The 25,585-nt window shown below is 40.2% G+C and carries 21 protein-coding genes; 7 read left to right on the plus strand and 14 right to left on the minus strand.

The genetic code is table 11. The features are described from left to right. Nucleotides 1–150 precede the first annotated feature (150 nt). Genes E0H82_RS02130 through pilG form a run of 4 tightly spaced genes read right to left on the minus strand, consistent with a single transcriptional unit; the run spans nt 151 to nt 3,583 of the window. The gene (locus tag E0H82_RS02130; RefSeq protein ID WP_131262781.1) at nt 151–2,223 is read right to left on the minus strand and encodes a methyl-accepting chemotaxis protein; all 2,073 of its coding nucleotides are present in this window, start codon (nt 2,221–2,223) and stop codon (nt 151–153) included. A gap of 47 nt (nt 2,224–2,270) precedes the next feature. After that, nucleotides 2,271–2,807 (minus strand): chemotaxis protein CheW, encoded by a 537-nt coding sequence (locus E0H82_RS02135; RefSeq protein ID WP_016167068.1) that lies wholly within the window; start codon nt 2,805–2,807, stop codon nt 2,271–2,273. Nucleotides 2,808–2,810: 3 nt separating this feature from the next. After that, nucleotides 2,811–3,179 carry a response regulator gene (locus tag E0H82_RS02140; RefSeq protein WP_131262782.1) on the minus strand — a complete coding sequence of 123 codons (369 nt, stop codon included), beginning with the start codon at nt 3,177–3,179 and terminating at the stop codon, nt 2,811–2,813. Between the two features lie 20 nt (nt 3,180–3,199). Then, the gene (gene pilG, locus E0H82_RS02145) at nt 3,200–3,583 is read right to left on the minus strand and encodes a twitching motility response regulator PilG (protein ID WP_116760298.1); all 384 of its coding nucleotides are present in this window, start codon (nt 3,581–3,583) and stop codon (nt 3,200–3,202) included. Nucleotides 3,584–3,865: 282 nt separating this feature from the next. On the opposite strand from pilG, the gene E0H82_RS02150 reads away from it, so the two are divergent. From E0H82_RS02150 to E0H82_RS02165, 4 genes are all read left to right on the plus strand, one after another. Beyond that, entirely contained in the window at nt 3,866–4,507 is a 642-nt protein-coding gene (locus E0H82_RS02150) for a hypothetical protein (protein WP_131262783.1), read from the plus strand. A 26-nt stretch (nt 4,508–4,533) separates the two neighbouring features. Further along, entirely contained in the window at nt 4,534–5,637 is a 1,104-nt protein-coding gene (locus E0H82_RS02155) for an efflux RND transporter periplasmic adaptor subunit (RefSeq protein WP_131262784.1), read from the plus strand. A 15-nt stretch (nt 5,638–5,652) separates the two neighbouring features. After that, complete coding sequence (locus E0H82_RS02160) at nt 5,653–8,757, plus strand: efflux RND transporter permease subunit (protein WP_131262785.1); 3,105 nt, start codon at nt 5,653–5,655, stop codon at nt 8,755–8,757. A gap of 89 nt (nt 8,758–8,846) precedes the next feature. Next, the gene (locus E0H82_RS02165; protein WP_131262786.1) at nt 8,847–10,562 is read left to right on the plus strand and encodes a proline--tRNA ligase; all 1,716 of its coding nucleotides are present in this window, start codon (nt 8,847–8,849) and stop codon (nt 10,560–10,562) included. 57 nt (nt 10,563–10,619) lie between these two features. Here E0H82_RS02165 and E0H82_RS02170 read toward each other — a convergent pair whose 3' ends face one another. The 6 genes from E0H82_RS02170 to E0H82_RS02195 all read right to left on the minus strand — a co-directional run bounded on the left by E0H82_RS02170 (nt 10,620) and on the right by E0H82_RS02195 (nt 17,847). Then, a complete protein-coding gene (locus tag E0H82_RS02170) occupies nt 10,620–11,957 on the minus strand; it encodes a hypothetical protein (protein ID WP_131262787.1) in 1,338 nt (445 codons plus the stop codon). A 26-nt stretch (nt 11,958–11,983) separates the two neighbouring features. Beyond that, nucleotides 11,984–14,221, minus strand: a complete 2,238-nt coding sequence (locus E0H82_RS02175; protein ID WP_131262788.1) for a DUF6160 family protein — start codon at nt 14,219–14,221, stop codon at nt 11,984–11,986. Nucleotides 14,222–14,244: 23 nt separating this feature from the next. Then, nucleotides 14,245–14,862: a hypothetical protein gene (locus E0H82_RS02180; RefSeq protein ID WP_131262789.1), complete on the minus strand. Its 618-nt coding sequence runs from the start codon at nt 14,860–14,862 to the stop codon at nt 14,245–14,247. Nucleotides 14,863–14,872: 10 nt separating this feature from the next. Next, a complete protein-coding gene (locus E0H82_RS02185; protein ID WP_131262790.1) occupies nt 14,873–16,270 on the minus strand; it encodes a hypothetical protein in 1,398 nt (465 codons plus the stop codon). A 286-nt stretch (nt 16,271–16,556) separates the two neighbouring features. Next, on the minus strand, nt 16,557–17,126 hold the full coding sequence (gene dcd, locus E0H82_RS02190) for a dCTP deaminase (RefSeq protein ID WP_099338403.1): 570 nt from the start codon (nt 17,124–17,126) through the stop codon (nt 16,557–16,559). A 127-nt stretch (nt 17,127–17,253) separates the two neighbouring features. Then, nucleotides 17,254–17,847, minus strand: a complete 594-nt coding sequence (locus E0H82_RS02195) for a LysE family translocator (protein WP_131262791.1) — start codon at nt 17,845–17,847, stop codon at nt 17,254–17,256. Nucleotides 17,848–18,218: 371 nt separating this feature from the next. Here E0H82_RS02195 and E0H82_RS02200 point away from each other — a divergent pair, with 371 nt between their 5' ends. Next, entirely contained in the window at nt 18,219–18,758 is a 540-nt protein-coding gene (locus E0H82_RS02200; protein ID WP_131262792.1) for a DUF2062 domain-containing protein, read from the plus strand. Between the two features lie 68 nt (nt 18,759–18,826). Here the strand turns inward: E0H82_RS02200 and apbC are convergent, their stop codons facing one another. Beyond that, nucleotides 18,827–20,080: an iron-sulfur cluster carrier protein ApbC gene (gene apbC / locus E0H82_RS02205; protein ID WP_131262793.1), complete on the minus strand. Its 1,254-nt coding sequence runs from the start codon at nt 20,078–20,080 to the stop codon at nt 18,827–18,829. Nucleotides 20,081–20,405: 325 nt separating this feature from the next. Between apbC and E0H82_RS02210 the strand changes: the two genes are divergently transcribed. Continuing rightward, on the plus strand, nt 20,406–20,717 hold the full coding sequence (locus E0H82_RS02210) for a hypothetical protein (RefSeq protein ID WP_131262794.1): 312 nt from the start codon (nt 20,406–20,408) through the stop codon (nt 20,715–20,717). Nucleotides 20,718–20,784: 67 nt separating this feature from the next. Here E0H82_RS02210 and E0H82_RS02215 read toward each other — a convergent pair whose 3' ends face one another. From E0H82_RS02215 to E0H82_RS02225, 3 genes are all read right to left on the minus strand, one after another. Continuing rightward, on the minus strand, nt 20,785–21,258 hold the full coding sequence (locus E0H82_RS02215) for a hypothetical protein (protein ID WP_131262795.1): 474 nt from the start codon (nt 21,256–21,258) through the stop codon (nt 20,785–20,787). 142 nt (nt 21,259–21,400) lie between these two features. Next, nucleotides 21,401–22,201, minus strand: coding sequence for a hypothetical protein (locus tag E0H82_RS02220; protein ID WP_131262796.1), 801 nt, complete (start codon nt 22,199–22,201; stop codon nt 21,401–21,403). Nucleotides 22,202–22,338: 137 nt separating this feature from the next. Beyond that, complete coding sequence (locus E0H82_RS02225; RefSeq protein ID WP_131262797.1) at nt 22,339–22,971, minus strand: hypothetical protein; 633 nt, start codon at nt 22,969–22,971, stop codon at nt 22,339–22,341. Between the two features lie 189 nt (nt 22,972–23,160). Here E0H82_RS02225 and metG point away from each other — a divergent pair, with 189 nt between their 5' ends. After that, nucleotides 23,161–25,218, plus strand: coding sequence for a methionine--tRNA ligase (gene metG / locus E0H82_RS02230; RefSeq protein ID WP_131262798.1), 2,058 nt, complete (start codon nt 23,161–23,163; stop codon nt 25,216–25,218). Nucleotides 25,219–25,585 lie beyond the last annotated feature (367 nt).

Genomic DNA, 25,585 nt, shown 5'->3' on the forward strand with positions numbered 1-25,585 from the left:
GCTTCTTACGTTTCTCGCCACCATAAAAGGCGCTAAAACCTGAGTGTAATCATCACGCCGAACTTTATTCTAGAAGTACAGCGGTTCGATGCTTAAAACTAGATAAGTATTCCGATCTGTGTCAGATCGGAATACCCTTGAATAGCTAACTTATTCAGGTAGTTTGAAGTCCGTTACAGATTCACGCAGAGATTCTGCCATATTGGCAAGTTCAGAAACCGAACGTGCTGTATCGAAGGTCGCTGTCGTCGTCTGTGACGTAATCTCTTGTACAACATTCATCGTTGTCGCAATATGACCTGCAGATGCCGATTGCAGTTTGGCTGCATCCGAAATGCTCGCGATCAGTTTTGCCAAGTTACCCGATACGTTTTGAATCTCATCCAGTGCAACACCCGCATCTTTAGATAAGTTCGCACCACGGACAACTTCCGAAGTGGTTTGTTCCATTGAAATAACGGCTTCGTTGGTATCTGTTTGAATGGTTTTTACCAGTGTTTCAATCTGCTTGGTTGCAGAGGCAGAACGTTCCGCAAGACGTTGTACTTCATCGGCTACAACCGCGAAACCACGACCAGCTTCACCCGCCATAGATGCCTGAATAGCTGCATTTAATGCCAAGATGTTCGTTTGGTCTGCAATATCGTTAATCAGGGCAACAATGTTACCAATCTCTTGAGACGATTCACCCAAACGCTTAATACGTTTTGATGTTTCTTGAATCTGCTCACGAATGATATCCATACCTTCGATTGAACGGTTTACAACTTCCGCACCATTGGTTGCAATCTGTACTGAACGTTCTGCTACCGTAGCCGATTCAGAAGCGTTGGCAGATACTTGGTCAATGGACATTGCCATTTCATTAATTGCGGCAGATGCACCTGCAATTTCTTGTGCCTGATGCTCAGACGCTTCGGCTAACTGGTTGGTAATGACCTGCGTATTTTGCGTATAGTGTGCAACCTCTGCTGAAGTTTCCGTAATACGCGAAACTAACTCACGTAATTGGTCGATCGCGAAGTTAATCGAGTCGGCAATTGCGCCTGTAAAATCTTCAGATACCGTTGCATATGAACGTAAGTCACCATCTGCTAAGTCGGCAATTTCATCGAGTAAACGTAAAATCGCATTCTGGTTACGGTCATATTCTTCTTGTAAACGTGATACACGAACCTTATCGGCTTCACCACGAAGTGCCAGTAATTTAAATCCGCAGAATAAGAAACCAATCAGTGCCAGAATTAGGCCCAAAGCAGGAATTGCAATTAACCAACCTGTACCACCAGATAACTTGTTTAAGTTGGTTAACAATGCATCGGATTGTTCAAAAATTGAAGAAGAAGCTTGACGTACTTTTACAATTTGCGTGGAGTTCTTTAAAACTGTCGCTGCCGCAGATTTTAATACTTCATCATATTCCGCTTTAATACCATCTAAAGATTCACGTAAAGCAGGTTCTGTAATCTGTTGCACACCCAGTTCTGCACTGCCGTTAATCTGTGCATTCAAATATGAACCAAACGTTTCAGTATCCGCACTAAAGTCATCTGCTGATGCACTTGAGTTAGTAGTACCTGTTAATACCGAGTTAATCGAACGTAAAATACGTTCCGCAATAAACACCTGGTTTTTCGCAATAACTACCTGACTACTTGGCATATTTTGACGTGCCATTTGGTCAACCATCAAGTTATATTCAGCCTGAATGCCTGGAATACTTTCACTGATTGCAATGTTAGTGTCATATAACTGATTAATGATTTTTTGTTGTGACGCAATTAAATCAATATTTTCAGAAACTTTTTTCCATTGTGCATCCACTTCACGTAGTGCTGGAGTACTCGCTTGAATATCATTCACGGTTTCAAGGTTTTCAGCGAAAGCCTTTTGCGAATCTGTCAACTTTTTAATGGATTCTGGTGTACCTGAAGCAGTTGCTTCTGTCGCTTGGCGTGAAATCGTTTGAGATAATAAACGTAAGTCACCCAAACTACGCGTAAATTCGTTATTACGCGGTACGCTATAGAAAAGATATAACAGAAGAAATAGGGCCAAGATGATACAAAAAGCTGCACCCAAAATTAATGGTTTGGACTTTTCACTGTCACCGAATACACGTGAAAACTGTTCCGTCTGTGATTGAAATTTTGCTACTAAAGCATTACCACCCGCACGGTTGGTACTTTCACCTGCATTTTTCTTTTTTAGCTTAAAGCCCATGCAGCTTCTCCCCGAATTTTGCCTTCATTCTTAATGAGTGGGACTATTTAATTTATAAGTTTTATAGATGCGTTCATATATTTTGGATTTTGCAATAAACGACTAAATAAGAAAACATGCCATTGTTGGTTATGTTGATGAAAATACCCTTGGCAATATTCTTGTAAATTACTATCTAAATCTTTATGTTTAGAAAAGAAACTTTTCTTATTAAAGTGTTGAATGCCCAAAACCTGATCGACGACTAATCCGACATAATGATCATGATGACTGATACATAAGACTTTTTGTGTCGGTGAATATTGGCTTCGATGTCCAGAAATATAGTGTGACAAATCTGCAACAGAAAGCAATCGCCCACGAATATTCGCTAACCCCATCACCCAAGACTGAGTATTGGGAACTGGCGTATATTTTGGTGGATAAATAACTTCCGAAACCTCACCTAGAGGGGCAACGAAATATTGCCCCATCATTTCAAATGCAATCCCTGACCATCGGTTTACTTCATTCTCAGTCGAAACGTAGTTTTTATTTCCACGTTTTGCCAAGCGAAGTAATTCGATAAATCCGTTCGCTGCCATAGTTTATCCTACGTTGAGGTGCTGCTTAATGGTGTCGATTAATTGCTGTTCATCAATTGGCTTGGTTAAGTAATCGCATGCCCCCTGACGTTTACCCCAAACACGGTCAGTTGCTTGATCTTTGGTACTCACAATAACAACTGGAATGTGCTTGGTCGTATCGCCACGCGCAATTTGACGTGTTGCCTGAAAACCATTCACACCAGGCATTACTACATCCATAAGCACCAAATCAGGAAGCTCTGCTTGTGCCATTGTTACCCCATCTGCACCATTTGAAGCTTCAATGACTTCAAATCCGTGCTTGCCTAATATCTCTCTGAAACGAAATGTTTCTGTAGGCGAATCATCTACAATCAAAATACGAGCCATGCTCTTCCCCAATACAAAACTTATGCTGTTACGTGATTACGAATTGCGTTTAAAAGTTCATCTTTACTGAATGGTTTTGTTAAATATTCATCAGAACCGACAACACGTCCTTTAGCCTGATCAAATAAGCCATCTTTACTCGATAGCATAATGACAGGAATATTTTGATAATTTTGTGAGTTTTTAATCAGTGCACAAGTTTGATAGCCATCTAGACGCGGCATCATGATATCGACAAAAACAATATCTGGATTTGCTTCAGCAATTTTTGATAAAGCTTCAAAGCCATCTACTGCGGTGACCACATCACAACCTTCACGTTGTAATAATGTTTCAGCTGTACGACGAATGGTTTTTGAATCATCAATTACCATGACTTTTAGATTTTGAAATTTATCGTCCATTTAATGACCCGTCCCATTTTTAGAATGTACATACATTTGGTATATAAAATTTTATTACAAGTTGCTAACATTTTTAACATATATTTACTTGTATTTTCAATGAACAGTTTTGAACTAAGTCGACATTTTCATCTAATTTCACAAACAATCTCACATTTTAATTCATCCCAATATTTTTTTTGATGAATAGAGGTTTTTTCTTCTCTAGATTAGTTCTAATATAACTTTATTATTACTTAAAAATAAGTAATTTAGTCAACTTTAACTTTTGTGGGGGATTCAATGAAAAGTCAGTTTAGTCGAAAACTTGCTTTCATTGCAGAAAAAGAAATCGCATTTAAAGTATTGTTGATTAGCCTGTTGCTCCTCCACTCGGCATTTACTTTTGCTGAAGGCGTAAAGGCTGTTTGGTATCGTTACTATGATAGCAAAGGTGTGGCGAATATTAGCACCAGTGTCACCCCCAATCATATTCGCTATGGCTATGAAGCACTCGACCGCAATATGCAGGTGATTAAACGCAATCGCCCTTATAATGCAGAAACTGAAGAAAAAAGAGCGCCGCAACGTGCTGCTCAGGCGAAACAGCGTGAAGCTGATTTACGTTTAAAACGTGCCTATACCAATAGTCAAGTTGCTATCCAAAAGCGTGATGATGCCTTAGCTTATCTCAAAAAACAGATCAGCTTTCAACAAAACCAACTCAAACAATTACAAAGCGATCATATTTTCTTTAAACGACAAGAAATGGAATATTTACGTAAAGGTGATCCCATTCCAGCGATTTTGAAAAGTAACCTCACGAATAATGCGACCAATATCAGCAATAAAAAAGAGCAAATTCAGACGTTACAAACCAACTATCGCAATACACAGGCTGAATACGCGAATATCATTGCGCGCCTAAAAGCCATGGAAAACTAATCCTACAATGCAGTAAGGACATTTAGATGCAGCATGTATTCCGATTATTTCAATCACCCGCCCTCACTATCTGCATTTGTCTTTTACTCACAGCATGTCAAAAACAACCCGAAACCCCACCAACCAGTGAAAATAAGAAGATTGAGCTGATTCAGCAAGATTTAGTTGCATTTAATTATGGTCAATCTGTAGAAAAAACATCCTTTACTGGCAGCATTCGTGCTGTGAATCAAAGCAGCCTGCAATCTCAAGTGACTGCAACAGCGACTTCTGTGCGTGCTGATATTGGAGATGCTGTACAGCAAGGACAAATCTTAATCCAACTCAACAATCAAGATAATGAGGCTCGTCTAGCTCAAGCGAAAGCGAATTTAGCCGCGACCAAAGCACAAGCCAACCTTGCTCTAAACATGATGAAACGTAAGCAACGGTTACTTGATCAGGGCTTTATTTCCAGAGTTGAATTTGAACAAAGTCAGGTGGACTATCAGGCGCAATTAGAAAATGTCAACGCGCAACAAGCGACGGTCAATATTGCACTGAAGGCTGAACAAGATGGGACTTTACGTAGCCCGATTACAGGAATTGTGACCAAACGTCAGGTTGAACCCGGTCAAACAGTTGCTGCGGGTCAAACCTTATTCGAAATCGTTGACCCAACACGGTTAGAACTACAGGTTCGCTTACCGAGTGATCAACGCAATGCATTAAAAGCTGGGCAAAAAATTGAATACCGCATACAAGGTAGTACTGAAGTACTGACCGCAACCCTGAGTCGTATTTCCCCCCTTGCTGATTTAAATAGCCGTCAAATTGAATTCTATGCCACACCAAACTCAGTACTAAACCCGTTGAGTATAGGTGCCTTTGTCGAAGGTAATATTCTGGCAGTACCTTCTGCATCAGGACAATTAATTCCCTTAGATACGATTCAAAACATTGAACAAAAGCCTTATGTCTGGGTGATCCATCAGCAAAAAATTGAACGCATTCCTATACAAATACTTGAGCAATGTTATAGCGAAAATATGGCTGTCGTCTCTGGACTTGCCAATGGCGATCAAATTAGCCGTGTAAAGTTCAATGATGAAGATCTGCATAAAACCGTTACGATTCAGCAAAACAAATAAGTTTAGGGTCTTAAAATGTGGTTAACCCGTATCAGCGTAAAATATCCTGTATTTACCATCATGATGATGTTATCGCTGTTGGTGCTCGGCTTAGCTTCTTGGCAACGCATGAGCGTGGAGGAATTTCCTGATGTCGATTTTCCATTTGTGGTCGTGCATACCACTTATCCTGGTGCTTCACCTGAAACAATTGAATCTGAAATTACTAAAAAAATGGAAGATCAGATCAATACCATTTCAGGGCTTAAACAAGTTATCTCACAATCGAGTGAAGGGCTTTCCACCATCATTGTTGAGTTTAACTTAGACGTTCCCTCTGCTGTCGCTGCTCAAGATATTCGTGACAAAATTGCACCTGTGACTGCTGAATTTCGAGATGAAATTCAGGATCCTGTGGTAGAACGCTATGACCCAACAGCCAGTGCAATTATGTCAATTGTATTTGAGTCGAACACACAATCTTTAAGAGAGCTCAGTACCTATATCGACCAGCGGATTGTGCCAGAATTACAAACGGTATCTGGCGTGGGTGCGGTCAATTTATTAGGTGATAGCCAACGCCAAATTCGAATTGTCATTGATCCATACAAATTACAAAGCTATGGAATTGGCGTAGACCAAGTCATCAATACCCTAAAAAGTGAAAATATTGAAGTTCCGGGCGGTACACTTAAACAAGCCAATTCAGAACTTGTGGTCGAAATTAAATCCAAAGTGATTCATCCCTACGCCTTTGGAGATTTAATCGTTGCCACTAAAAATGGCAGTCCGATTTTTTTAAAACAAGTTGCGACTGTTGAAGACAGTCAGGCAGAACTTGACTCTAGCGCTTTTTTAAATGGTAACCCTGCTGTCGCTGTAGATGTATTACGCAACTCCGATTCAAATATTATTCAAGTGGTGGATGGCACCCGCAAAGCTTTAGCCAAAATTGAACAGCAACTCCCGAAAGGTGTCAGTGTCAAAGTTGTAGTCGACAGCTCTCAAGGCATTCGTGGCAGTATTCAAGATGTCAGCCGAACCATTCTTGAAGGCGCAATACTTGCGGTTTTAATTGTCTTACTTTTTCTTGGCTCCTTCCGTTCTACCATTATTACTGGTATGACCCTGCCCATCTCTTTGCTGGGGACTTTAGCCATGATCTGGGCTTTTGGTTTTAGCATTAATATGATGACGCTGTTAGCACTATCGCTGAGTATTGGCTTACTGATTGATGATGCGATTGTGGTTAGGGAAAACATTGTCCGCCATGCTGATATGGGTAAAGATCATGTCAGTGCAGCCTTGGATGGCACCAAAGAAATCGGCTTAGCAGTCTTAGCCACGACCTTAACCATTGTGGCGGTATTTTTACCCGTTGCCTTTATGGGCGGCATTATTGGTCGTTTCTTTTACCAATTTGGGGTAACGGTCAGTACCGCAGTACTGATTTCCATGTTTGTCAGTTTCACCCTTGACCCAATGCTCTCTGCACATTGGACAGATTCAGACAAAAAAACGAAAAAGCCAAATCTATTCACACGCTTCTTTGATGCCATTGCACATCTGCTAGAGCGTATTACCCACGTTTACGAATACTTATTAAAGTTAGCATTACGCTTTCGCTTGATTACGCTCATGATTGCGATTGCCTCTCTTTTCGGTGCATTGGCTTTATCTAAAATGATCGGTACTGAATTTGTACCTACGCCAGATAAAGCCCAAATTCGCATCAAATTTGAAACGCCAGTTAACGCATCTTTGGAATATTCACAAGCCAAACTGTTACAAGTCGAGCAAATTCTAAGACAGAACCCTGAAGTATTAGGCACTTATGGTGTGATTAACGGCGTTACAGATCGTGGAAAAAACCATGTCAGCCTGCATGTGACGGTGACGCCACGCCAACAACGCGATAAAACACTAATTCAATTGAATAATGAGTTTCGTGATCGTCTTAAAAGTATTGCGGGAATAAGTGTCACTTCGGTTGCCTCTGCCGATGAAAATGTTTCTGGCGGGCAAAAGCCTATTATGATTTCGATTAAAGGGCCAGACTTAGATCAACTGCAAAAGATCTCAGACCAATTCATGCAAGAAGTTGCTCAGGTTCGCGGCGTTGTCGACCTAGAAAGTTCACTCAAAGAACCTAAAGCGAGCTTGGTAGTCCATATTAATCGGGTTTTGGCCAATGATTTAGGCTTATCTGTCAGTCAAATTGCCAATGTTGTGCGCCCTTTAATTGCAGGAGATGATGTTAGCTCTTGGCAAGATGACAAAGGTGAAACCTATGATGTCAATGTTCGATTAGCAGAAAGCCAGCGTAGCCTACCAAGTGATTTAGGCAATTTATACATCAACTCTGCAAAACAAGATCAGTCAGGACAAAATATTTTAGTGCCTCTTGGCAGTATCGCCAGTCTAGACCAAAGCATAGGAGCTTCTCAGATTAATCGTCGTGATTTGGCACGAGAAGTCTTAGTTGAAGCCAATACGGCTGGGCGCCCCGCGGGCGATATTGGTGCCGATATACAAAAAATTCAGGATAATTTTAAACTGCCTGCGGGTTATAGCTTCGATACTCAAGGAGCAAATGCCGATATGGCTGAATCGGCGGGCTATGCACTCACGGCAATTACCTTGTCGATCGTGTTTATTTATATTGTTTTAGGTTCACAGTTTAATAGCTTTATTCACCCTGCTGCGATTATGGCGTCACTCCCTCTGTCATTGATTGGGGTATTTTTGGCCCTGTTCTTATTTAATTCAACCATGAATCTATTCTCCATTATTGGCATCATTATGCTGATGGGACTGGTCACCAAAAATGCCATCTTACTGATCGATTTTATTAAAAAAGCTATGGAATCTGGCAGCAGCCGTTATGATGCGATTTTACAAGCAGGTAAAACCCGTTTACGTCCAATTTTAATGACCACGAGTGCGATGGTCATGGGCATGATTCCACTAGCGCTCGGACTGGGTGAAGGTGGTGAGCAAAGCGCACCGATGGCACATGCCGTGATTGGTGGAGTCATTACCTCTACCCTGCTCACCTTGGTGGTGGTTCCTGTGATCTTTAGTTACTTAGATGACTTTAAGAATTTTCTACTTCGTCTCAAACAGAAAATCATGGCATAATCCATGGCAGTTCAATGGACAGTCAGCATCGAATGACTGTTTCATTTTAGATTGGATTATCCTTCACGATTAATATTAGGACAGTATTCATGCGCGCGAGTCGCTTTTTATTTGCAACGTTAAGAGAAACCCCAAACGATGCTGAAGTTATTTCACATCAACTTATGCTCCGTGCGGGCATGATTCGTAAATTGGCTTCAGGTTTATACACTTGGTTGCCGATGGGCGTACGTGTGCTAAATAAAGTTGAAGCGATTGTCCGTGAAGAAATGAACCGCTCTGGTTCACTTGAAGTATTCATGCCCGTAGCACAACCTGCAAGTCTTTGGGAAGAGTCTGGTCGTTACGTGCAATATGGCCCAGAATTATTACGCTTTAAAGATCGTCATGGTAATCCATTCGTTTTGGGTCCTACCCACGAAGAAGTGATTACTGATTTAGCACGTAATGAATTAAAAAGTTATAAGCAATTACCAATTAACTTCTACCAAATTCAAACCAAATTCCGTGACGAAATTCGCCCACGCTTTGGCGTAATGCGTTCACGCGAATTCATTATGAAAGATGCTTATTCTTTCCATGCAGATCAAGCGTCTCTACAAGAAACCTATGATTTGATGTATCAAACCTACTGCAACATTTTCACCCGTTTAGGTTTGGATTTCCGTCCAGTACAAGCCGATACAGGTTCGATTGGTGGTTCAGGTTCACATGAATTCCATGTTTTGGCTTCAAGCGGTGAAGATGATATCGCTTTCTCGACCGAATCTGACTATGCAGCCAACATTGAAATGGCTGAAGCGGTATTGGTTGGTGAACGCGCTGCTGCAACCCAAGTGTTGGAAGTTGTCGATACACCAAATCAGAAAACCATTGCAGATGTCTCTGCATTCTTGAATTCTGATCCTGCACACTCTGTAAAAGCATTGTTGGTACAAGGTGTAGCAGATGAGAACGGCCAAACTCCAGTTATCGCTTTATTCTTGCGTGGTGATCACGAGCTGAATGAAATTAAAGCTGAGAAGCACCCACTCATTGCATCACCATTAACATTTGCAACAGACGAGCAACTTACAGCGCTTGGCTTAACAGCAGGTTTCTGTGGTCCACAAGGTTTAGTTGAAAAAGGTTTAACGGTCATTGTTGACCGTGCTGCATCGGTACTGTCTGACTTTGTGGCGGGTGCCAATGAAGCAGACAAACATGCGACAGGTGTAAACTGGGAACGTGATGCTCAATTCACTGAAGTGTACGACTTACGTAATGTGGTTGAAGGCGATCCATCTCCAGATGGTAAAGGTACGCTGCAAATTAAACGCGGAATTGAAGTTGGTCATATTTTCCAATTGGGTCAAAAATACTCAGAAGCTTTAGGCTGCAAAGTATTGGGCGAAGATGGCAAACCATTTACTGTCACTATGGGTTGTTATGGCATTGGGGTTACCCGTGTGGTGGCTTCTGCAATTGAACAGAATTTTGATGATAAAGGGATTATCTGGCCATCTGCAATTGCACCGTTTGAAGTCGCAATTGTGCCAATGAATGCACATAAATCTCCACGTACTTTAGAAGCTGCTGAAGCTTTATATGCGGAGTTAACTGCTGCGGGTTATGACGTATTACTGGATGATCGCAATGAACGCCCAGGTGTGAAATTCTCAGATCTTGAATTAACAGGTATTCCACACCGTATCGTGATTGGCGAGAAAGGTCTGGATGCAGGTACGTTTGAATATAAAGGCCGTAGCGATGCCGAATCTGTAAACATTTCTAAAGATGAATTATTAGCAAAAATTGCCAAGTAATTTTTATACTTAGAATAAAAAATCCCGCTACTTGCGGGATTTTTTATGAGAACTGAATTAACAAAATTTCATGCCACCAAAACAGTTGGAACGGAAATTTTGCCCTTGCAAGGTTAAGTTGGTCAGCGGGAAATCCAAAGTCGTACTATTCATAGGAACATTACCCACGACTAATGCAGAACCCCCTACACATCCTGTTAATAGGTTTCCACAATTTCGTGGATTTTCAGTTAAGTCTTTATTAATCCCAGCAATGGTTTGCTGTAAAACTTGATTGGTAATTGCGACTTGCGTGGTTGGACTTAGGCTCCCCAATTCCACTTCATCTTCCATAGATAACCACCAGCCTTGATTGGCTGCAACAGCAGCACCCGGCCATAAGATTTTTTGTGATTGCAATGACAACGATGCAGGGTTATTTAAATATAATGCATGAATTAAGCCCAAATTTTGATTGACCGTAATGTCGGTTTTAAGCCCTGTAATATTGCCTGTGACCTGTTTATCCAAGTTCAAAAAACCAGCAACTGTCGCCTGTAATTGTCCACTAAAATCAATCTGCCCTACAGTACCACTGCCTTTTAATACCACATCTTTTAGTCTCGTTCCCGACACAATGGTAGAATTAATCGTAAAAGGGGCCGAAGTTGAAGAAAGGCTTAAATTATAATTATTCGAGGTATAAGAAATATCATAACAAGGATCTAAAAAACCATCGACACACGTTGTTCCAGAACTACTTCCCAATAATCGGCCTTGCACAATACCATTGATCGTTAAGCCTGTATCTGCGTAAGTCATATTACGCGCCTGAGTTACAGCTGTACCCGTTGCAGTTTTGGTTTTCATGTAACCACTAAAAGTGTTAATTCCATTTGGTGTTGCAGAATTTTCTGTACCCAAAGTCATGAGTCCTGAAATCTTCTCGGCACTGACTCGGAATCCCACCACTTCTCGCGTCGCTGCTGAACTTGGATTTTTAATCGCAAATTGTAAAAAAGGATTGGTAATTTTAGCCGAGGTTGCTGCTCGCTCATCAGATGTATAATTTGCGTTTGCAGGTAAACCACTTAAAGAAATATTATCAATATCAATGTCACAACTACTGGCACGCACGCTGTTGTTGACCCCACCACAGCCCAATGCCAATTTATTGATATTAGCATTCAGCTCCATGACCGCTTCAAGACCTAACTTATAAAAGCCAATATTGGATTGATTATAAGTATCCCCTTTCTGGTCAGTTTGTGTAGTGCCCTGTAAATACTGCAAAGTTAATAAAGCTTGACCTGATACATCTGACAGTTCCTGATCGGAAAGGCTTTGCAAACTCTTTGCCATGACGGGTGTAACAACTGTAGCCAGTAAAATGCTTAATAATAATTTCGTCTTCATGACCACTTAAATTCCTTTCATTCTTTTTATCTTGGTGTAATGCCGAAACTGCTACGAATATTTCCACCAGTGAACACCATTGTGCCTAAATTCTGGGCTCGATCTGCTGTCGGGTATAAATTAACATCGGCTTTTAAAACCCCAGCAGCCTGATTAGTCGGGTTCAAGCGAATGTTATTATTAAATTTAACTTGATCCTTCTCTACCAAAATTTTGGCATTCAAATCAAGCTCACCTTGAATTCGGTCAAAACCAATCGTGGCATTGTCTTGAACATTGGTCAAATGCAGGTAGTTTTTATTGGTGCTTGCATCAGAAGCATTCAGTTTAATATTCCCCTGAATCGCTAAATGATTATCTGCTACAGTGCCTGGTAAAATGTTCAATTGTGCTGAAGCATCCAAACGCAATGCCAATCCGAATAACACATCATCCGTATTGGTAAAACTATTGGCTGGAACAAAACAATTTAAGCTGGTTGTTGCAGCATTCGCACATGCAGCAGCCTCATAGCGACTGCCTGGTAACTGCCCCAATGCAATTTCAGCACCCATTGCAATGACTAAACGAGGCAAGTCTAACTTAATGCCTGATTGCTCCATTGCTAACACGCCTTGCGTATCCATGAAGAAATCAATATTGCGTAGGCCTGTGTAATAATTCACTTCTTCAGCCGTATTGAAACTGTTCGGAGCACCATCAATCAAAATAATAGAGGTTGTTTTAGAACCTGTTGCATCACGCCCCTGAGTAGACATAGTTAAACCAAAACCAATCGCTTCGGCATTATTTGCACCATAAGTCGTGCCATATAAACCTAAATTAGCATTCAAATTATAAATGGGAATACCCAGCCCCCATGTTGCACTTTGGGAGGTAATTTGATGGCTCACGTCATTACTGTTATTGGCAATAAACTTAGCATTTCGTGCAATCGCTTGAAAATCCATACCTCGTACTGCAATTGCGACAGCGTTTTGTGTATTATTGCTTAAGTTATAACGACCAATGCCTGCTTGCTTGCCTAATAATTTGGCAATATTTTGCCCAATTTCAAACTCCAATGATTTGGTTTGTACCGCATTAATATAAATGTCACCAAAATTAATATAGGCCAAATTATTATTGGCTACCAAACTCGCACCACTTTGAGTACGAATTTGTAATGGCGTTAAATTCCCAAACTCTATGGCATAAGAATTCTTACCTGTATGCCCCAGCTCAAATTTTGTCCCTTCCGCAGTCACAACACCAGATGCATTCTTCTCATCACGAGTAAAACTGGTTTTTACATTCAGATGTAGCCCTGTTGAACCCGCCATTTGAGTGCTAGAAGTTGAAGCCCCTTCTGCTCCACCCAAATTTGTACGATCAGCATTGACCGATACTTCTGCATCTCGTAAACGTCCCGATGCCCCTAAACGGATAATAGAATTGAGTTGGTCTGTATTCTCATTGGCGGTATACAATTTTCCATCATTGCCGACATTGGTTTTATACCGCACATCAATATTAAAACCAGGGCGAGTCTTGCCTGGATTATCCAAGTCTTGAACACGCTCAAGAACAACTTCATTCACTGTACTGTCCGAAGCATTTGGAGAGTTGGTCGATAACACCATGCCTTTATTGGCATCTAAATATAAATAACCCATACCTTTAAAATTAAAGTTAAAGTCTTTTAAGATAAACTGGTTATATTCATTGCCATTTTTTAAAGTATGAAAAATATTGGCATTTTGCAGGCCAAATTCCAAATAAGCTTTATCTTTTGAGTTAAATAAACCACTTCTGGTTTCTAAAACAAAATTCATCGGTGCCCGATTTTGCAGAGTTAAAGCCCCCAAGGTATTTTGGTTCGCACAATCTGCACCACGTGTACCATCACCACAAACGGCCACTTTAGCAATATGTATATTGGCAGGATTAACCACCGCCTCTATCCGCATGCCCGTCTTATTGGCATTGGTGCCCACATCAAGCTTAACTTTTCCGCCAATTTTATTATTATCAATTTTACTCACTTCAATATTATTCAGGGAAAGATTCAGATTCCCTGAAGTACCATTTGAGAAATTGGTATTGTCTTTCCAATTTAATTGGTCAATGGTGACTCGGTCAGTTTCATAACTTAAACTGATTCCATCCTGTCCTGAAACAGTACGCAAGCTTTGATCTGAAAGTGCTTCTAAAGCATAAATCTGCTGCGCCAATAACACACTCGAAGCCAACACACTGAGTTTTATAATTTTGTTTGTACTCATTCACAGTTCCTTATGTGATTGAATTAACAACGTGAAGTCGCAGTAGAATTACAACTAAAAAACTTCATTGTTCCCGATAAGGCTAAATTTCCATGCATATTTAGGCCTGTAAAGCCTGTCTCTAAACCACGATCAAACACAGACTCATGCGATGAACTATAAGTGGTTTGTTTTAAATAACCTTTTTGTGCATCACTCGTACCTGAGTCTTTTTCAATGGCAAGTGCTTCAAAACCAAAATTACGAATCTGGATTGGATAACCGTCTAAAAAGGTCAATTTCATTGCCGTTTTATAGCCTGCACTGGTCGTCACAGTGGTGCCATCTAATTGAAATTTATCGATCGCAATTGTGCCCTGTATTTTTTTGAAAACGAGCCAATACAAGTTTCCACTGGCATCTTTACGATTACTTACGTTAAAGGCTAAACGGCAAAATTCATTACCTGCGCCATTACAGGAATAGTCATAAGGGACTTCTGTAGTATTGGTCGGCAGGTTATGATTTAAAGAAAATGACCAGCTTAAATCTGCCCCACCTTGTCCACGTATATTCGATAATTGGTTCGCATCTAATGCATCTAACGCAGCCGAAGCATACTGAGAACTCAACAATAGGGCAGCAAGAATATAATGTTTCATCTATTTCTCCTTATAGCCCTGTGGTGGTAATTTTTAGATGTTGAATTAACATTCCATCAATGGCTGCGGACCCTAAATTGGTCTTGGTTCCTGTTGGTGTGACAAAACTCACTCCCACCGCATTGGTACTGGTATCTGCTTTTAAAAATTTATTGTTATTGGTAAAACCGACTGTACCAATGGAAATACTGCTGTGTGTGGCTGTATTACCCTGATAGGTTTGCCCCATGGTGATAGGATCACCACAGTATTGAACATTACAAGTTGAACCTTTATACGCCGAAGTGGTTCCACTCGCCAATGCCGTATAGTCGGTATAAATTTGTTGATAAACATTGGCTTTATTCGGAATACGGGTCAATTCAATAACAAAGTTTTGACCATCTGCCGCCGTATCAACAATTAACGGTTGATACACACTGCCTAGTACCAAGTTAATATTTGGACTATATAAAAACACGCCATCATTCGCATTAAAATTTGGTGCCGAAGTTTTAGAAATCGCAGGTGTGGTTAAATCATTGGTTATATCTGTGCTTAAGGTTTCTGCCGTACTAATGCGTAATGCTTTAGATTTGTCTTCAGTTGCAGTGCTCGGATTATCATTGGTATTTAATCGAATGAGTGCCGCTAAACCTAAAGTATTGTTATAAGACGTCGGTAATGATGAGCTGGCTGCTCCTCCCAAAGTCTGGAATAACTTTAAATTAGATCCATTCAAAGACAGACCATTGGCCACCATTTGTAGTCTTAAACGACTATCTAAACCATTTAAATTCGCAGGTGCACCATTTTTAGCATCGACAGGTGCAGCAACCAAAGGATTACGTGCGAAGAAGTCTCCCCACAAGCCTAATTTAATATTATTATCCGCTGCGGTATTGGCAGCACCATCTAAAAGATATGGTGCTTCTAACGATAAGTAACTAAAATCTTGTGCGACCCCAGCAAAATCATAAACTACGCGATTGGCTGTGCTGCTAATAGATTTCACACTAAACACCCAAGGATTGGTTTCTTGTCCCCAATTAAAGCCCAGATTACTAAAACGGGAATTGAGATTATTGTCCGATGCTGACAAAGCCAAACCATAAACAAAGACATCTGCTTTTTTGGCACCCGCGGTTTTAGCCGTGTCTGAAAGTGGCCCTACTGGAATAAAACGCACAAACCCTGTGTCATAGTTACGATTGGCTAAACGCGTTTGATTCTGTGCCGCGGTTAAACCATCTTCGGCAGTTTGAAATACCATTTTGAAATTTTCAGGCAGAATAGCAATGCCTTCGCCTGTAGAATTACTTAATACCTGATCTGAAAGTACTTCTAAAGCAAAACTATAAGAACAACAGAGCCCAATCATGCTCGCCAGCAATGTTTTACGCAAAATTGTCGTATGCCTATCCGTCATCGCGACCTTCCTTGTTATTTGATGCTCCGCATCATTATTTTGTTCATCCTAGACTTGGTTATGCTTTGTTTTACTGTCAAATGTTCCGTATTAGGTACATTTCACCAAGACATTTTTAAAGCTCATTATGCTGAATAATTACACGATTGCAAAAAAAACTCGGAAAATGTCGACATTTTCCGATGAATGAAAATTTTTAAAAAGACGTAATTTTGGAACCTAAAAACAGAAAAAACCTATTTGACTGAACAAATAGGTTTTTAGCGATGGTACAACTTATTGCAAATTAGGCTTTCGGTAAAGTTACACCAGTTTGCCCTTGGTACTTACCACCACGATCTTTGTAAGAAGTCTCACACACTTCATCACTCTCAAAAAACAGCATTTGTGCAACACCTTCACCCGCATAAATACGCGCAGGTAAATTGGTGGTGTTGGAAAACTCAAGCGTGACATGACCTTCCCACTCAGGTTCTAACGGTGTCACGTTTACAATAATACCGCAGCGTGCATAAGTCGACTTGCCAAGACACACGGTTAACACATTACGAGGAATACGGAAATATTCCACAGTACGCGCTAAAGCAAATGAGTTTGGTGGAATGATGCAAACATCAGACTCGATATCGATAAAACTTTTTTCATCGAAATGTTTTGGATCGACAATTGCAGAGTGAACATTGGTGAACACTTTAAATTCACGCGCACAACGAACATCATAGCCATAACTCGACACGCCATAAGAAATGAGCTTTTCGCCATTCTCATCCAAACGTACCTGATTTTCCGCATACGGTTCAATCATGCCGTGTTTTTCGCTCATTTCGCGAATCCAACGATCAGACTTAATAGCCATTATTCTATTTCCAAAACTTCAAGCAATTCTTGCGCTGTACTTTAACTTAATTCAGCCCCAATGAAAATACGGGCACATGCGATGCTGCACGCTTTGAAAATTCGAATTCAACCGCGTGCTTGGATAATTAAAGGTTTAATAGTGCCGAATAACTTAGTGGAATAGAAAAACTGATTAACACAACCGATGCTGTTTTTTGCAAATTAGATTTAGTTAACCAACTTACTCGATTGGATGCCAAGATCGAACCAATAAAAGTCCAGAAAAAAGCAATCGGAACAATCAAAATTAAAAATACCAACATATGTGCAATGTAAGCATCCACATTGAGCCAAACAACTGCTGGGAAAATAGCAGATGCAAATAAAAGCGCTTTAGGGTTCAACAAGGTTGCACAAAATAACTCACGAGCACGAATGGTTGGTTGATTATAACTTTCTTCTACATCTGCCGTTTTCCATAGTTTAACGGCTAAAAATAAAATATAGCTGGCACTAAAAAGTTTCAGTGCAGTCGGGATGACAGGATAATGACGCGATACAGTACCAATAATGATACCCCACACGCTAATAGAAATTAGATAACCAAATGCTTCTGCAGGAATAAGACGAAATGATTTTCGAATGCCTACCTGAATACCAGATGAAGCAAGTAGAGTATTGGTAGGACCTGGGGTTAATAATAAAGAAACCACCAACCCTATAAAGAACAAAGAAACCATACTCTTACCTCACATTTGAGCAAATGAAGCGTAGTTGAATTGTTTCAATATAGCAAAAAAAATATTGTAAAGGAAAATGGTAAAAGTTTTTAGGAATTTAACATACCCAATAAAAATCATCATCTTAACAAAAATAAGCCCCATAAAACCTATGAGTCATTCTGTAAAAATATATTATTTTTTTTGTCACAATTCATTTAATTTTCATTCAGTGCTATACGATTTAAAACCATGATTCAGCAGTTTTTTTAAGTTTATTTTCAGTTTTGTATGTAACTCTAAAGCACAGTTCCTTATAGCAAAAAGGTGAATCAACTATCGTTTTTCACTTAAATCATGCACAATACCCTGTCCTGAAAAGCTGATTTCGTATGGCAAAGAAATTTTTCCAATCGTGGCTTCCCTCTCCTGAAAAAGTCAATCAATTGAAGTTTATGCGGATTTTTGGTCAGCGCACTTTAAATCCCGTGCTTTGGTACGTCAATCGAAAATCTATTTCCCATGCGGTATTTATCGGTACTTTTTGGGGGATTCTACCAGTGCCATTTCACAGTGTATTTATTGTGTTCACAGTATTACTGATTGAAGTGAACCTCCCACTGAGCCTAACCCTTGCATGGTTATCTAACCCACTCACTGTCGTACCGATTTTATATTTAGGCTTCTGGTTAGGCAGTAAAATCTTCCAAGTCAATATGATTGATAAAGATATGATTTTGGGGGTATTACACCAAATTTTGAACTGGGTTAAAAACTTCGGGCATGGTCATATTGATCTGCATCTTGCCAAAATTTTAGTCACAGGATTAGTATTAGAAGCATTGTTAACTGCATTTATTCTTTATATTTGCACACGTATTATTTGGCGATGGTCGGTTTTGCGTAAATGGAATAAAAGATTTCATTCCTAAAAAAAACACTCAGCCAAAACTTTCATGTAAAAAGGGATGTTGCGATCAACATCCCTTTTTTATCGACTTTAGAAAATTCGATTTTTATCTTTATCCGACTTAGTTAATTGTGCCACGATTTTTTCCGCAATCGCCAAGTAGCTTTCTGCCGCAGCATCACCAACAATAACAGAAGGCTGACCTGCATCTGCATTTTCACGGATGGATGCATCCAGCGGTAAACGTCCCAATAATGGAATGTGATATTGCTCTGACAATTTATCACCTCCACCTGTACCAAAAATTTGCTCTTCGAAACCACAATTTGAGCAAATATGGGTCGACATGTTTTCAATCACGCCCATGACTGGAATCTGCACACGGTTAAACAGTTCAATGCCTTTGGTCGCATCCAAGAGTGCGACATTTTGTGGTGTAGTCACAATCACAGCGCCAGTCACTGGAATACGCTGTGCCAAAGTCAATTGAATATCGCCAGTTCCTGGTGGCATATCAATCACCAACACATCCAAATCTGGCCATAAGGTCTGGTTAAATAATTGCATTAATGCACCTGTCGCTTTAGGACCACGCCATGCCACAGGGGTATTATTGTCACCAGTTAAATGCCCAATCGAAAGTACAGCAAGTCCATACGCATCAAGCGGGACGAAGTTTTCAGCTTCAATCATTGGGGTTTTACCCGCATTGCCCAACATGGTTGGAATACTTGGACCATAAATGTCGGCATCTAATACACCAACTTTTAGTCCTAATTGCTGCATTGCCAAAGCCAAATTAACTGTTGTCGTTGATTTACCGACACCACCTTTACCAGAAGACACTAAAATCACATTTTGAATACGTGGATGCTTCGGCACATCGCGTTGTTGCGGGGCTGCTTTGGCAATAGGTGGATTATTCGGATCTGCTTCGGTTTGCATTGTCGCGGTAGCATCCATGACTGGCGGCAAATTGGTCTTCTCTGGTTTAGCAGGGCTTGAACAGCTTTCGCCTTGCGCATGATTATGCCCACAGCCACCAGATTTTTCAGCATGTGCTGTTTTTTGTTGAATCACATGCATATTAAGTTCCTGAATCCCACATTTTTCTAGGGACTCAGCCAAATCATCATGAATTTGCTGTAAATGATCGGCTTCTTCAGGATAAGTATTAATGGTGATCTGTAATACTCGACCTTGCACATTAATTTGAGAAATACGGTCTTTTAAAGCGTGATTTGAATTCGGCAAAATATATTGCTGTAAAACCTGCTGGATTTCTTCTTCTTTCACCTCCTGAGCGGGCGAAAAAATGGATTTAAGTGAAGAAAGCCAAGACATACATTTACTCCAAATCTGGATTACAGCTGAATCATATAGTTTAACGCTTATTTTCCGTTAGGTTAAGCATTTCACCGAGCTACGTTGCCAATAAGCCAGAAAAAACCGAGTATTTCAGTCAGATATCATTCGACTTTATTTTCATAACTGGAAAATGAGGATTTTCACACGCTAAAAATGATAAATAATTAACAATTTCCATGATGTTTTGTAAATAAATAGGCATTAAATTTAAAAATACAGGCTTTAACTCATTTTAGCTTTACAGCGCATTATTCAAATACCAAGGCAACCAACATATCTGAGATAAAAACAGGAGATTGCCATGAAAATACCGCATGTTTTAGTGTTAAGTTTCCTATGTTTCAGCATATCCCCGAGCATTTGGGCAGCTATACAACAACTGAACAGTCTACGAACCTCATCAGGTGTAGTGCTACACGTTGGTGACAGTTATCAAAAATTAGCAACACATATGGGGCAGTCTCCCGAGGGCATGAGCAGCTCAACAGTCACCGAAAATCAAAGAAACTACACTGCAATGCACTATGTTTACGAAATAGAAGGTAAACGCTATACCATTACTGTAGTGAATGACCGAATTCGTCAAATCGAATGGGTCAGCATAAATCCTTAATGACCTAAAGCTACTCAACGTCCATGTCGAATGCTTACTCATTTAACCTGATCAAGATAATTTAAAATTAAGTTTGATCGTGATCATCTTTTTTAAATTTGTTAAGTTTGTCGGTCGCGGCTTTTTTGAGTTCATCAAATTTTTCGGTTGCCTGAATTTTGAGTTCATCAAATTTTACCGATGCTTCCTGTTTCAGCTCTGCGGACTTAACTTTGGCTTCGTCAAGTAAATGACTCGCTTCTGCTTTTAAATGTTCGTACTTTTCTTGCGCCTGATGCTGTACGTCAGCCCATTTGGCTTTGGCATCTTCAATGGTGCTATCAAGACCTGCATCTTCAACCGCAGCTTGTTGTTCATCTAGCTTGCCCTTCACTTCATCAAGCTTTTGTTCGGCAGCTTGTTTGACTTCGACAGCAGAACTTTTTAATTCATCAATCGCCTGTTCGCCTTCAGTTTGAGCATCTTTTGCGACTTGTTTTAAATCATCACCAAGTTCCGCAGCTTTGTCTTTTAATTCATCAATTTTATTTTCAACAGTCATTGTTACACCTTTTTCTGTTATGGCATCTGGTTATAGTTATACCGCGATCAAGGCAGATTAAAATGCAAAACAGCATATTGAAACAATAGCTGTACAGGATGCAGCAATTTAAATGCCATCCTGTACCACGATAAGGAATAGATTATCGCTGTAAAGTGCTGATAAAGCTGATGACTGCAAACAACCAAATAAACAAAATGAAACTGCGTGCTTGAGTGAAATGAGTAACGTCTGCACCGTGTACCATGTTATGACGGCTGGCGGTCACACTTGAGCTTGCATCCATTTTCAATGCTTCAAGGCTCAGAAAATACGGATTGATTTCACTGGCAATTTTGACTTTATGCCATAAGCTTTTGACCTCATGCCCTTTCAAACCTGGTACGATTTTATACACATCGACAAACTTGGTTTGATTTTGCTGTAAATACCCATGTTCAATCAGTGTATCCGTCAAAATCCCTTCAATTTGACCATAAAGAACCGTAATACAACCTGCATAACATTGCTGTTGATACAGTTTTAATGTTTCTTCAATCACGCTGCGGCGTTGGGCTTGGAATGTGCCCAAATCCATCGCATCATACGCTTCAAGGAAAGCTGCTTGGAAATAGTTCGTTTGGATTAAATGGGGCAATTGAAACTCAGTAATATCCGCTTCTTTTTCATTAGCCATTTGCCAAAAATACAACAGATTGAGCACGTCATTGGCCATCGGTTCATCACTTTCGTACTCAAGCTGATCGGCCATTATTGCAAAGTATGGATCTTCCAACTCGAGCTGACGGAGCGACTCAACCAATTGTGCATGCGCTCGGCTCCCCATTGAAGCAAGGTATTGTTCAGCTTGTTGTAAAAGTTGATTGCCCAATAGTTTAGTCGCTTGTGGATTTTGCGGAATTCGGGTCACGGGTTGGTCGAAATCAAAATCATCATCGATCATGGACTGCATACTCTTAAAACGGGCTGAATGGACGTATTATCGCTGTTATTGCCTTATGAATATAGAGAAAATATGCAGTAGTTTTAGACTCAAAGCTTTGAGCTTTCGCAATCCACTCAAAAGAGATTTAAATTAATTTAGTCGATGACATATACACTGTATAGCAAATTTTCCTTTTCAGAAATTGCCCAATAATCATGTGGTCGCACATCCTTACCAACCAGCTTTTTAAATTGCCGCTCCATACAAGCTCGTTCTACAATTTTAATGTGTTGCTCCGAACCATAAACAATAAAAGAATCATGTACTTTGTAATCATTATGATCTTTTAGCCATTCAGCTGGCTGTACATAATGAATATTCGAATGCCAGCTTTTCCAACGCTTTTTAATGGTCGGTTGGATACATTCAATCTGCGTGCTTTGTGGTTGAATTTCTTGCTGTTGTAACTGAAGTAAAAATTGCTTTTTGGTCTGTTCATCCAAAGGATAAACCTCCACCCAAGCACCACGATCACCTATATGCATCCGCTTATAAAAGAACATGGGTTCAGCCAAATATGGAAAAGTCTGATGGTCATAATTCTGACTGTGTAGCAATCTTTCTGCATTTTGCCCATCTCTTATATTTCCAAACCAAATCGAAAATGCAAGATAGAAGATGATGATCACAGCCAACAACAATATAAAGGTATAACCGACCAGTTTTAAAACCCCGTCTAAAATTTTATTGGAAAGATCAGCAAACTTTTTAATGCTTTTTTTAGACAAACTCTTTCCTATTGGTTCTTCTTTTTCAACATCATACTCAAATTGGCGATAAATACTCAATCCAACCCATCAATTCATACTGGCTTTAGTCTCTTTTGAAAACTTTTCACCGATTCACTTGTGCAAGTCGCGGCTATCTAAGGTAAAATCGTTGACCTTATATAAAATACGAATGAGAGAGTCATATCCGTGCGTAATATTTTAGTCACTAACGCCCTACCATACGCCAATGGCCCTATCCATATGGGTCACTTACTCGGTTATATCCAAGCAGATATCTGGGTTCGTGCCATGCGTGCAATGGGACATGATGTGACTTATGTCTGTGCGGATGATGCTCATGGTACAGCCATTATGCTACGTGCTGAAGCCAATGGCATTTCTCCAGAACAACAAATTGCCAATGTGCAAAAAGAACACATCCGTGACTTTGATGGTTTTGGCGTGCATTTCGATCATTATGATTCAACCCATAGTGATGAAAACCGCTCTCGTGCCTCTGAAATTTATGTGAAAAACCGTGAAGCAGGCAATATTGCAATCCGTCCTGTCAACCAGCTTTTTGACCCTGAAAAAGGCATGTTCTTATCGGATCGTTTCATTAAAGGCACGTGCCCGAAATGTAAGTCAGAAGATCAATATGGCGATGCTTGCGAAGTCTGCGGGACAACTTACAACGCGACTGAACTTTTAAACCCGAAATCGACTTTGAGTGGCGCAACGCCTGTTGAGAAATCTTCAGATCACTACTTCTTTAAACTGCCAAATTTCTCAGAATATTTGCAAAAGTGGACGCGTGACCAAGGTCGCCTCCCTGTTTCAATTGCAAACAAACTGGATGAATGGTTTGAAGCGGGCTTATCGGATTGGGATATTTCACGTGATGCACCGTATTTCGGTTTTGAAATTCCAGATGCACCAAACAAATATTTCTATGTTTGGGTAGACGCACCGATTGGTTATATGTCGAGTTTTGAAAACTACATTAAAGCTAAACGTCCTGATTTAAGTTTTGATGACTTTTGGAAGAAAGATTCTGACAAAGAAGTCTATCACTTCATTGGTAAAGACATCGTTTACTTCCATGCCCTGTTCTGGCCTGCAATGCTTGAAGGTGCAAACTACCGTACCCCATCAGGTTTATTCGTCAATGGTTTCTTGACTGTAAATGGTCAGAAGATGTCGAAGTCTCGCGGGACATTCATCAAAGCTGAAACGTATTTAGAGCACTTAAACCCTGAATATTTACGTTACTACTTCGCTTCTAAATTGTCTGATAAAGTTGAAGATTCTGATTTGAACTTGGATGATTTCGTTCAGAAAGTAAATTCAGACTTGGTCGGTAAAGTCGTCAATATTGCCAGCCGCTGTGCAAAATTCATCAACACCAAGTTTGATAATAGATTATCAGCAACTTGTGCAGAGCCTGAATTGGTACAAAGCTTTATCGATGCGGGCGATTCTATTGCCAAAGCCTATGAAGCACGTGAGTTCTCTGCTGCAATTCGTGAAATCATGGCGCTTGCAGATAAAGCGAATCAATATATTGATGAGAAAAAGCCTTGGGCTTTAGCGAAAGTTGAAGGCGAAGAGCAACAAGTACACGATGTTTGTTCGGTGGGAATTAACCTGTTCCGTCAATTGGCAGTGTATTTAGCCCCAGTCCTTCCGACTTTAGCAGCTCAAGTTCAAGACTTTTTGAAGTTAGATAACTTTGACTTTGCTTCTGCTCAAACAGCATTGGTCGATCATGAAATTGCATTGTTCCAACCTTTAATGCAACGTGTAGACCCGAAAGCAGTTGCTGCAATGGTCGATGCATCTAAAGACTCTTTGGCTGCGGCGGCAGAAGCACCAAAAGTGGAAAAGAAAAAAGAAAAGAAAGCCGAGAAAAAGCCTGAGCCTAAAGTCGGTGAAGCTGAAATTATTGGTATCGAAGACTTTATGAAAGTTGACCTTCGTGTCGCTGAAGTTTTAGAAGCTGCAACGGTTGAAGGTTCAGACAAACTTCTTCAACTGACCTTGAATGTGGGTGAAGCTGAACCGCGCAATGTATTTAGCGGTATTCGTGAGTTCTACCAACCAGAAGACCTAAAAGGTAAATTGGTGGTGATGGTGGCAAACCTTGCACCGCGTAAAATGCGTTTTGGTATTTCAAACGGTATGGTGCTTGCAGCAGGTAATGGCGAAGGTGTTTGGGTGATTTCACCTGAATCTGGTGCTAAACCAGGTGATAAAGTGTCTTAAGGTTTAAGTCTTAAATAAAAAAGCCTCTACATTGTAGGGGCTTTTTTATTAGTTTTTAGTTCCCTCTCCTTTTTAAAGGAGAGGATTTATTGAATCACTGCCGCACTTTACAATCTAAACTCAATTTTCATTGCGTAGGCATTGTCTTACTTTTGAAAGATCAAAAGTAACAAAAATCTTTTGTTAGCTTGATAATACGTCCATGTATCACAAGCTAACGGCGACATCCATGTCGCCCTCTCTAATCTTACGTTCTGCTAGATTAATTCATAATTATGGGTATGATTTTCACAATTAAAAGCGATATAAACCAATAATTATGAAACACTTTCTAGTATATAACTGCAATTTATACGTTATCTGAACA

The sequence above is a fragment of the Acinetobacter sp. ANC 4910 genome (assembly GCF_004331035.1).
GTDB lineage: Bacteria > Pseudomonadota > Gammaproteobacteria > Pseudomonadales > Moraxellaceae > Acinetobacter.

Excerpts from the sequence above, each read along its gene's own strand:
- E0H82_RS02200 (WP_131262792.1), top strand. The coding sequence starts at position 18,219 with ATGGCAAAGAAATTTTTCCAATCGTGGCTTCCCTCTCCTGAAAAAGTC.
- E0H82_RS02135 (WP_016167068.1), bottom strand. The coding sequence starts at position 2,807 with ATGGCAGCGAACGGATTTATCGAATTACTTCGCTTGGCAAAACGTGGA.
- E0H82_RS02165 (WP_131262786.1), top strand. The coding sequence starts at position 8,847 with ATGCGCGCGAGTCGCTTTTTATTTGCAACGTTAAGAGAAACCCCAAAC.
- E0H82_RS02175 (WP_131262788.1), bottom strand. The coding sequence starts at position 14,221 with ATGAGTACAAACAAAATTATAAAACTCAGTGTGTTGGCTTCGAGTGTG.
- E0H82_RS02140 (WP_131262782.1), bottom strand. The coding sequence starts at position 3,179 with ATGGCTCGTATTTTGATTGTAGATGATTCGCCTACAGAAACATTTCGT.
- E0H82_RS02210 (WP_131262794.1), top strand. The coding sequence starts at position 20,406 with ATGAAAATACCGCATGTTTTAGTGTTAAGTTTCCTATGTTTCAGCATA.
- E0H82_RS02185 (WP_131262790.1), bottom strand. The coding sequence starts at position 16,270 with ATGACGGATAGGCATACGACAATTTTGCGTAAAACATTGCTGGCGAGC.
- apbC (WP_131262793.1), bottom strand. The coding sequence starts at position 20,080 with ATGTCTTGGCTTTCTTCACTTAAATCCATTTTTTCGCCCGCTCAGGAG.
- E0H82_RS02180 (WP_131262789.1), bottom strand. The coding sequence starts at position 14,862 with ATGAAACATTATATTCTTGCTGCCCTATTGTTGAGTTCTCAGTATGCT.
- dcd (WP_099338403.1), bottom strand. The coding sequence starts at position 17,126 with ATGGCTATTAAGTCTGATCGTTGGATTCGCGAAATGAGCGAAAAACAC.
- E0H82_RS02150 (WP_131262783.1), top strand. The coding sequence starts at position 3,866 with ATGAAAAGTCAGTTTAGTCGAAAACTTGCTTTCATTGCAGAAAAAGAA.
- E0H82_RS02195 (WP_131262791.1), bottom strand. The coding sequence starts at position 17,847 with ATGGTTTCTTTGTTCTTTATAGGGTTGGTGGTTTCTTTATTATTAACC.
- E0H82_RS02170 (WP_131262787.1), bottom strand. The coding sequence starts at position 11,957 with ATGAAGACGAAATTATTATTAAGCATTTTACTGGCTACAGTTGTTACA.
- E0H82_RS02155 (WP_131262784.1), top strand. The coding sequence starts at position 4,534 with ATGCAGCATGTATTCCGATTATTTCAATCACCCGCCCTCACTATCTGC.
- E0H82_RS02220 (WP_131262796.1), bottom strand. The coding sequence starts at position 22,201 with ATGATCGATGATGATTTTGATTTCGACCAACCCGTGACCCGAATTCCG.
- pilG (WP_116760298.1), bottom strand. The coding sequence starts at position 3,583 with ATGGACGATAAATTTCAAAATCTAAAAGTCATGGTAATTGATGATTCA.
- E0H82_RS02215 (WP_131262795.1), bottom strand. The coding sequence starts at position 21,258 with ATGACTGTTGAAAATAAAATTGATGAATTAAAAGACAAAGCTGCGGAA.
- E0H82_RS02160 (WP_131262785.1), top strand. The coding sequence starts at position 5,653 with ATGTGGTTAACCCGTATCAGCGTAAAATATCCTGTATTTACCATCATG.
- E0H82_RS02130 (WP_131262781.1), bottom strand. The coding sequence starts at position 2,223 with ATGGGCTTTAAGCTAAAAAAGAAAAATGCAGGTGAAAGTACCAACCGT.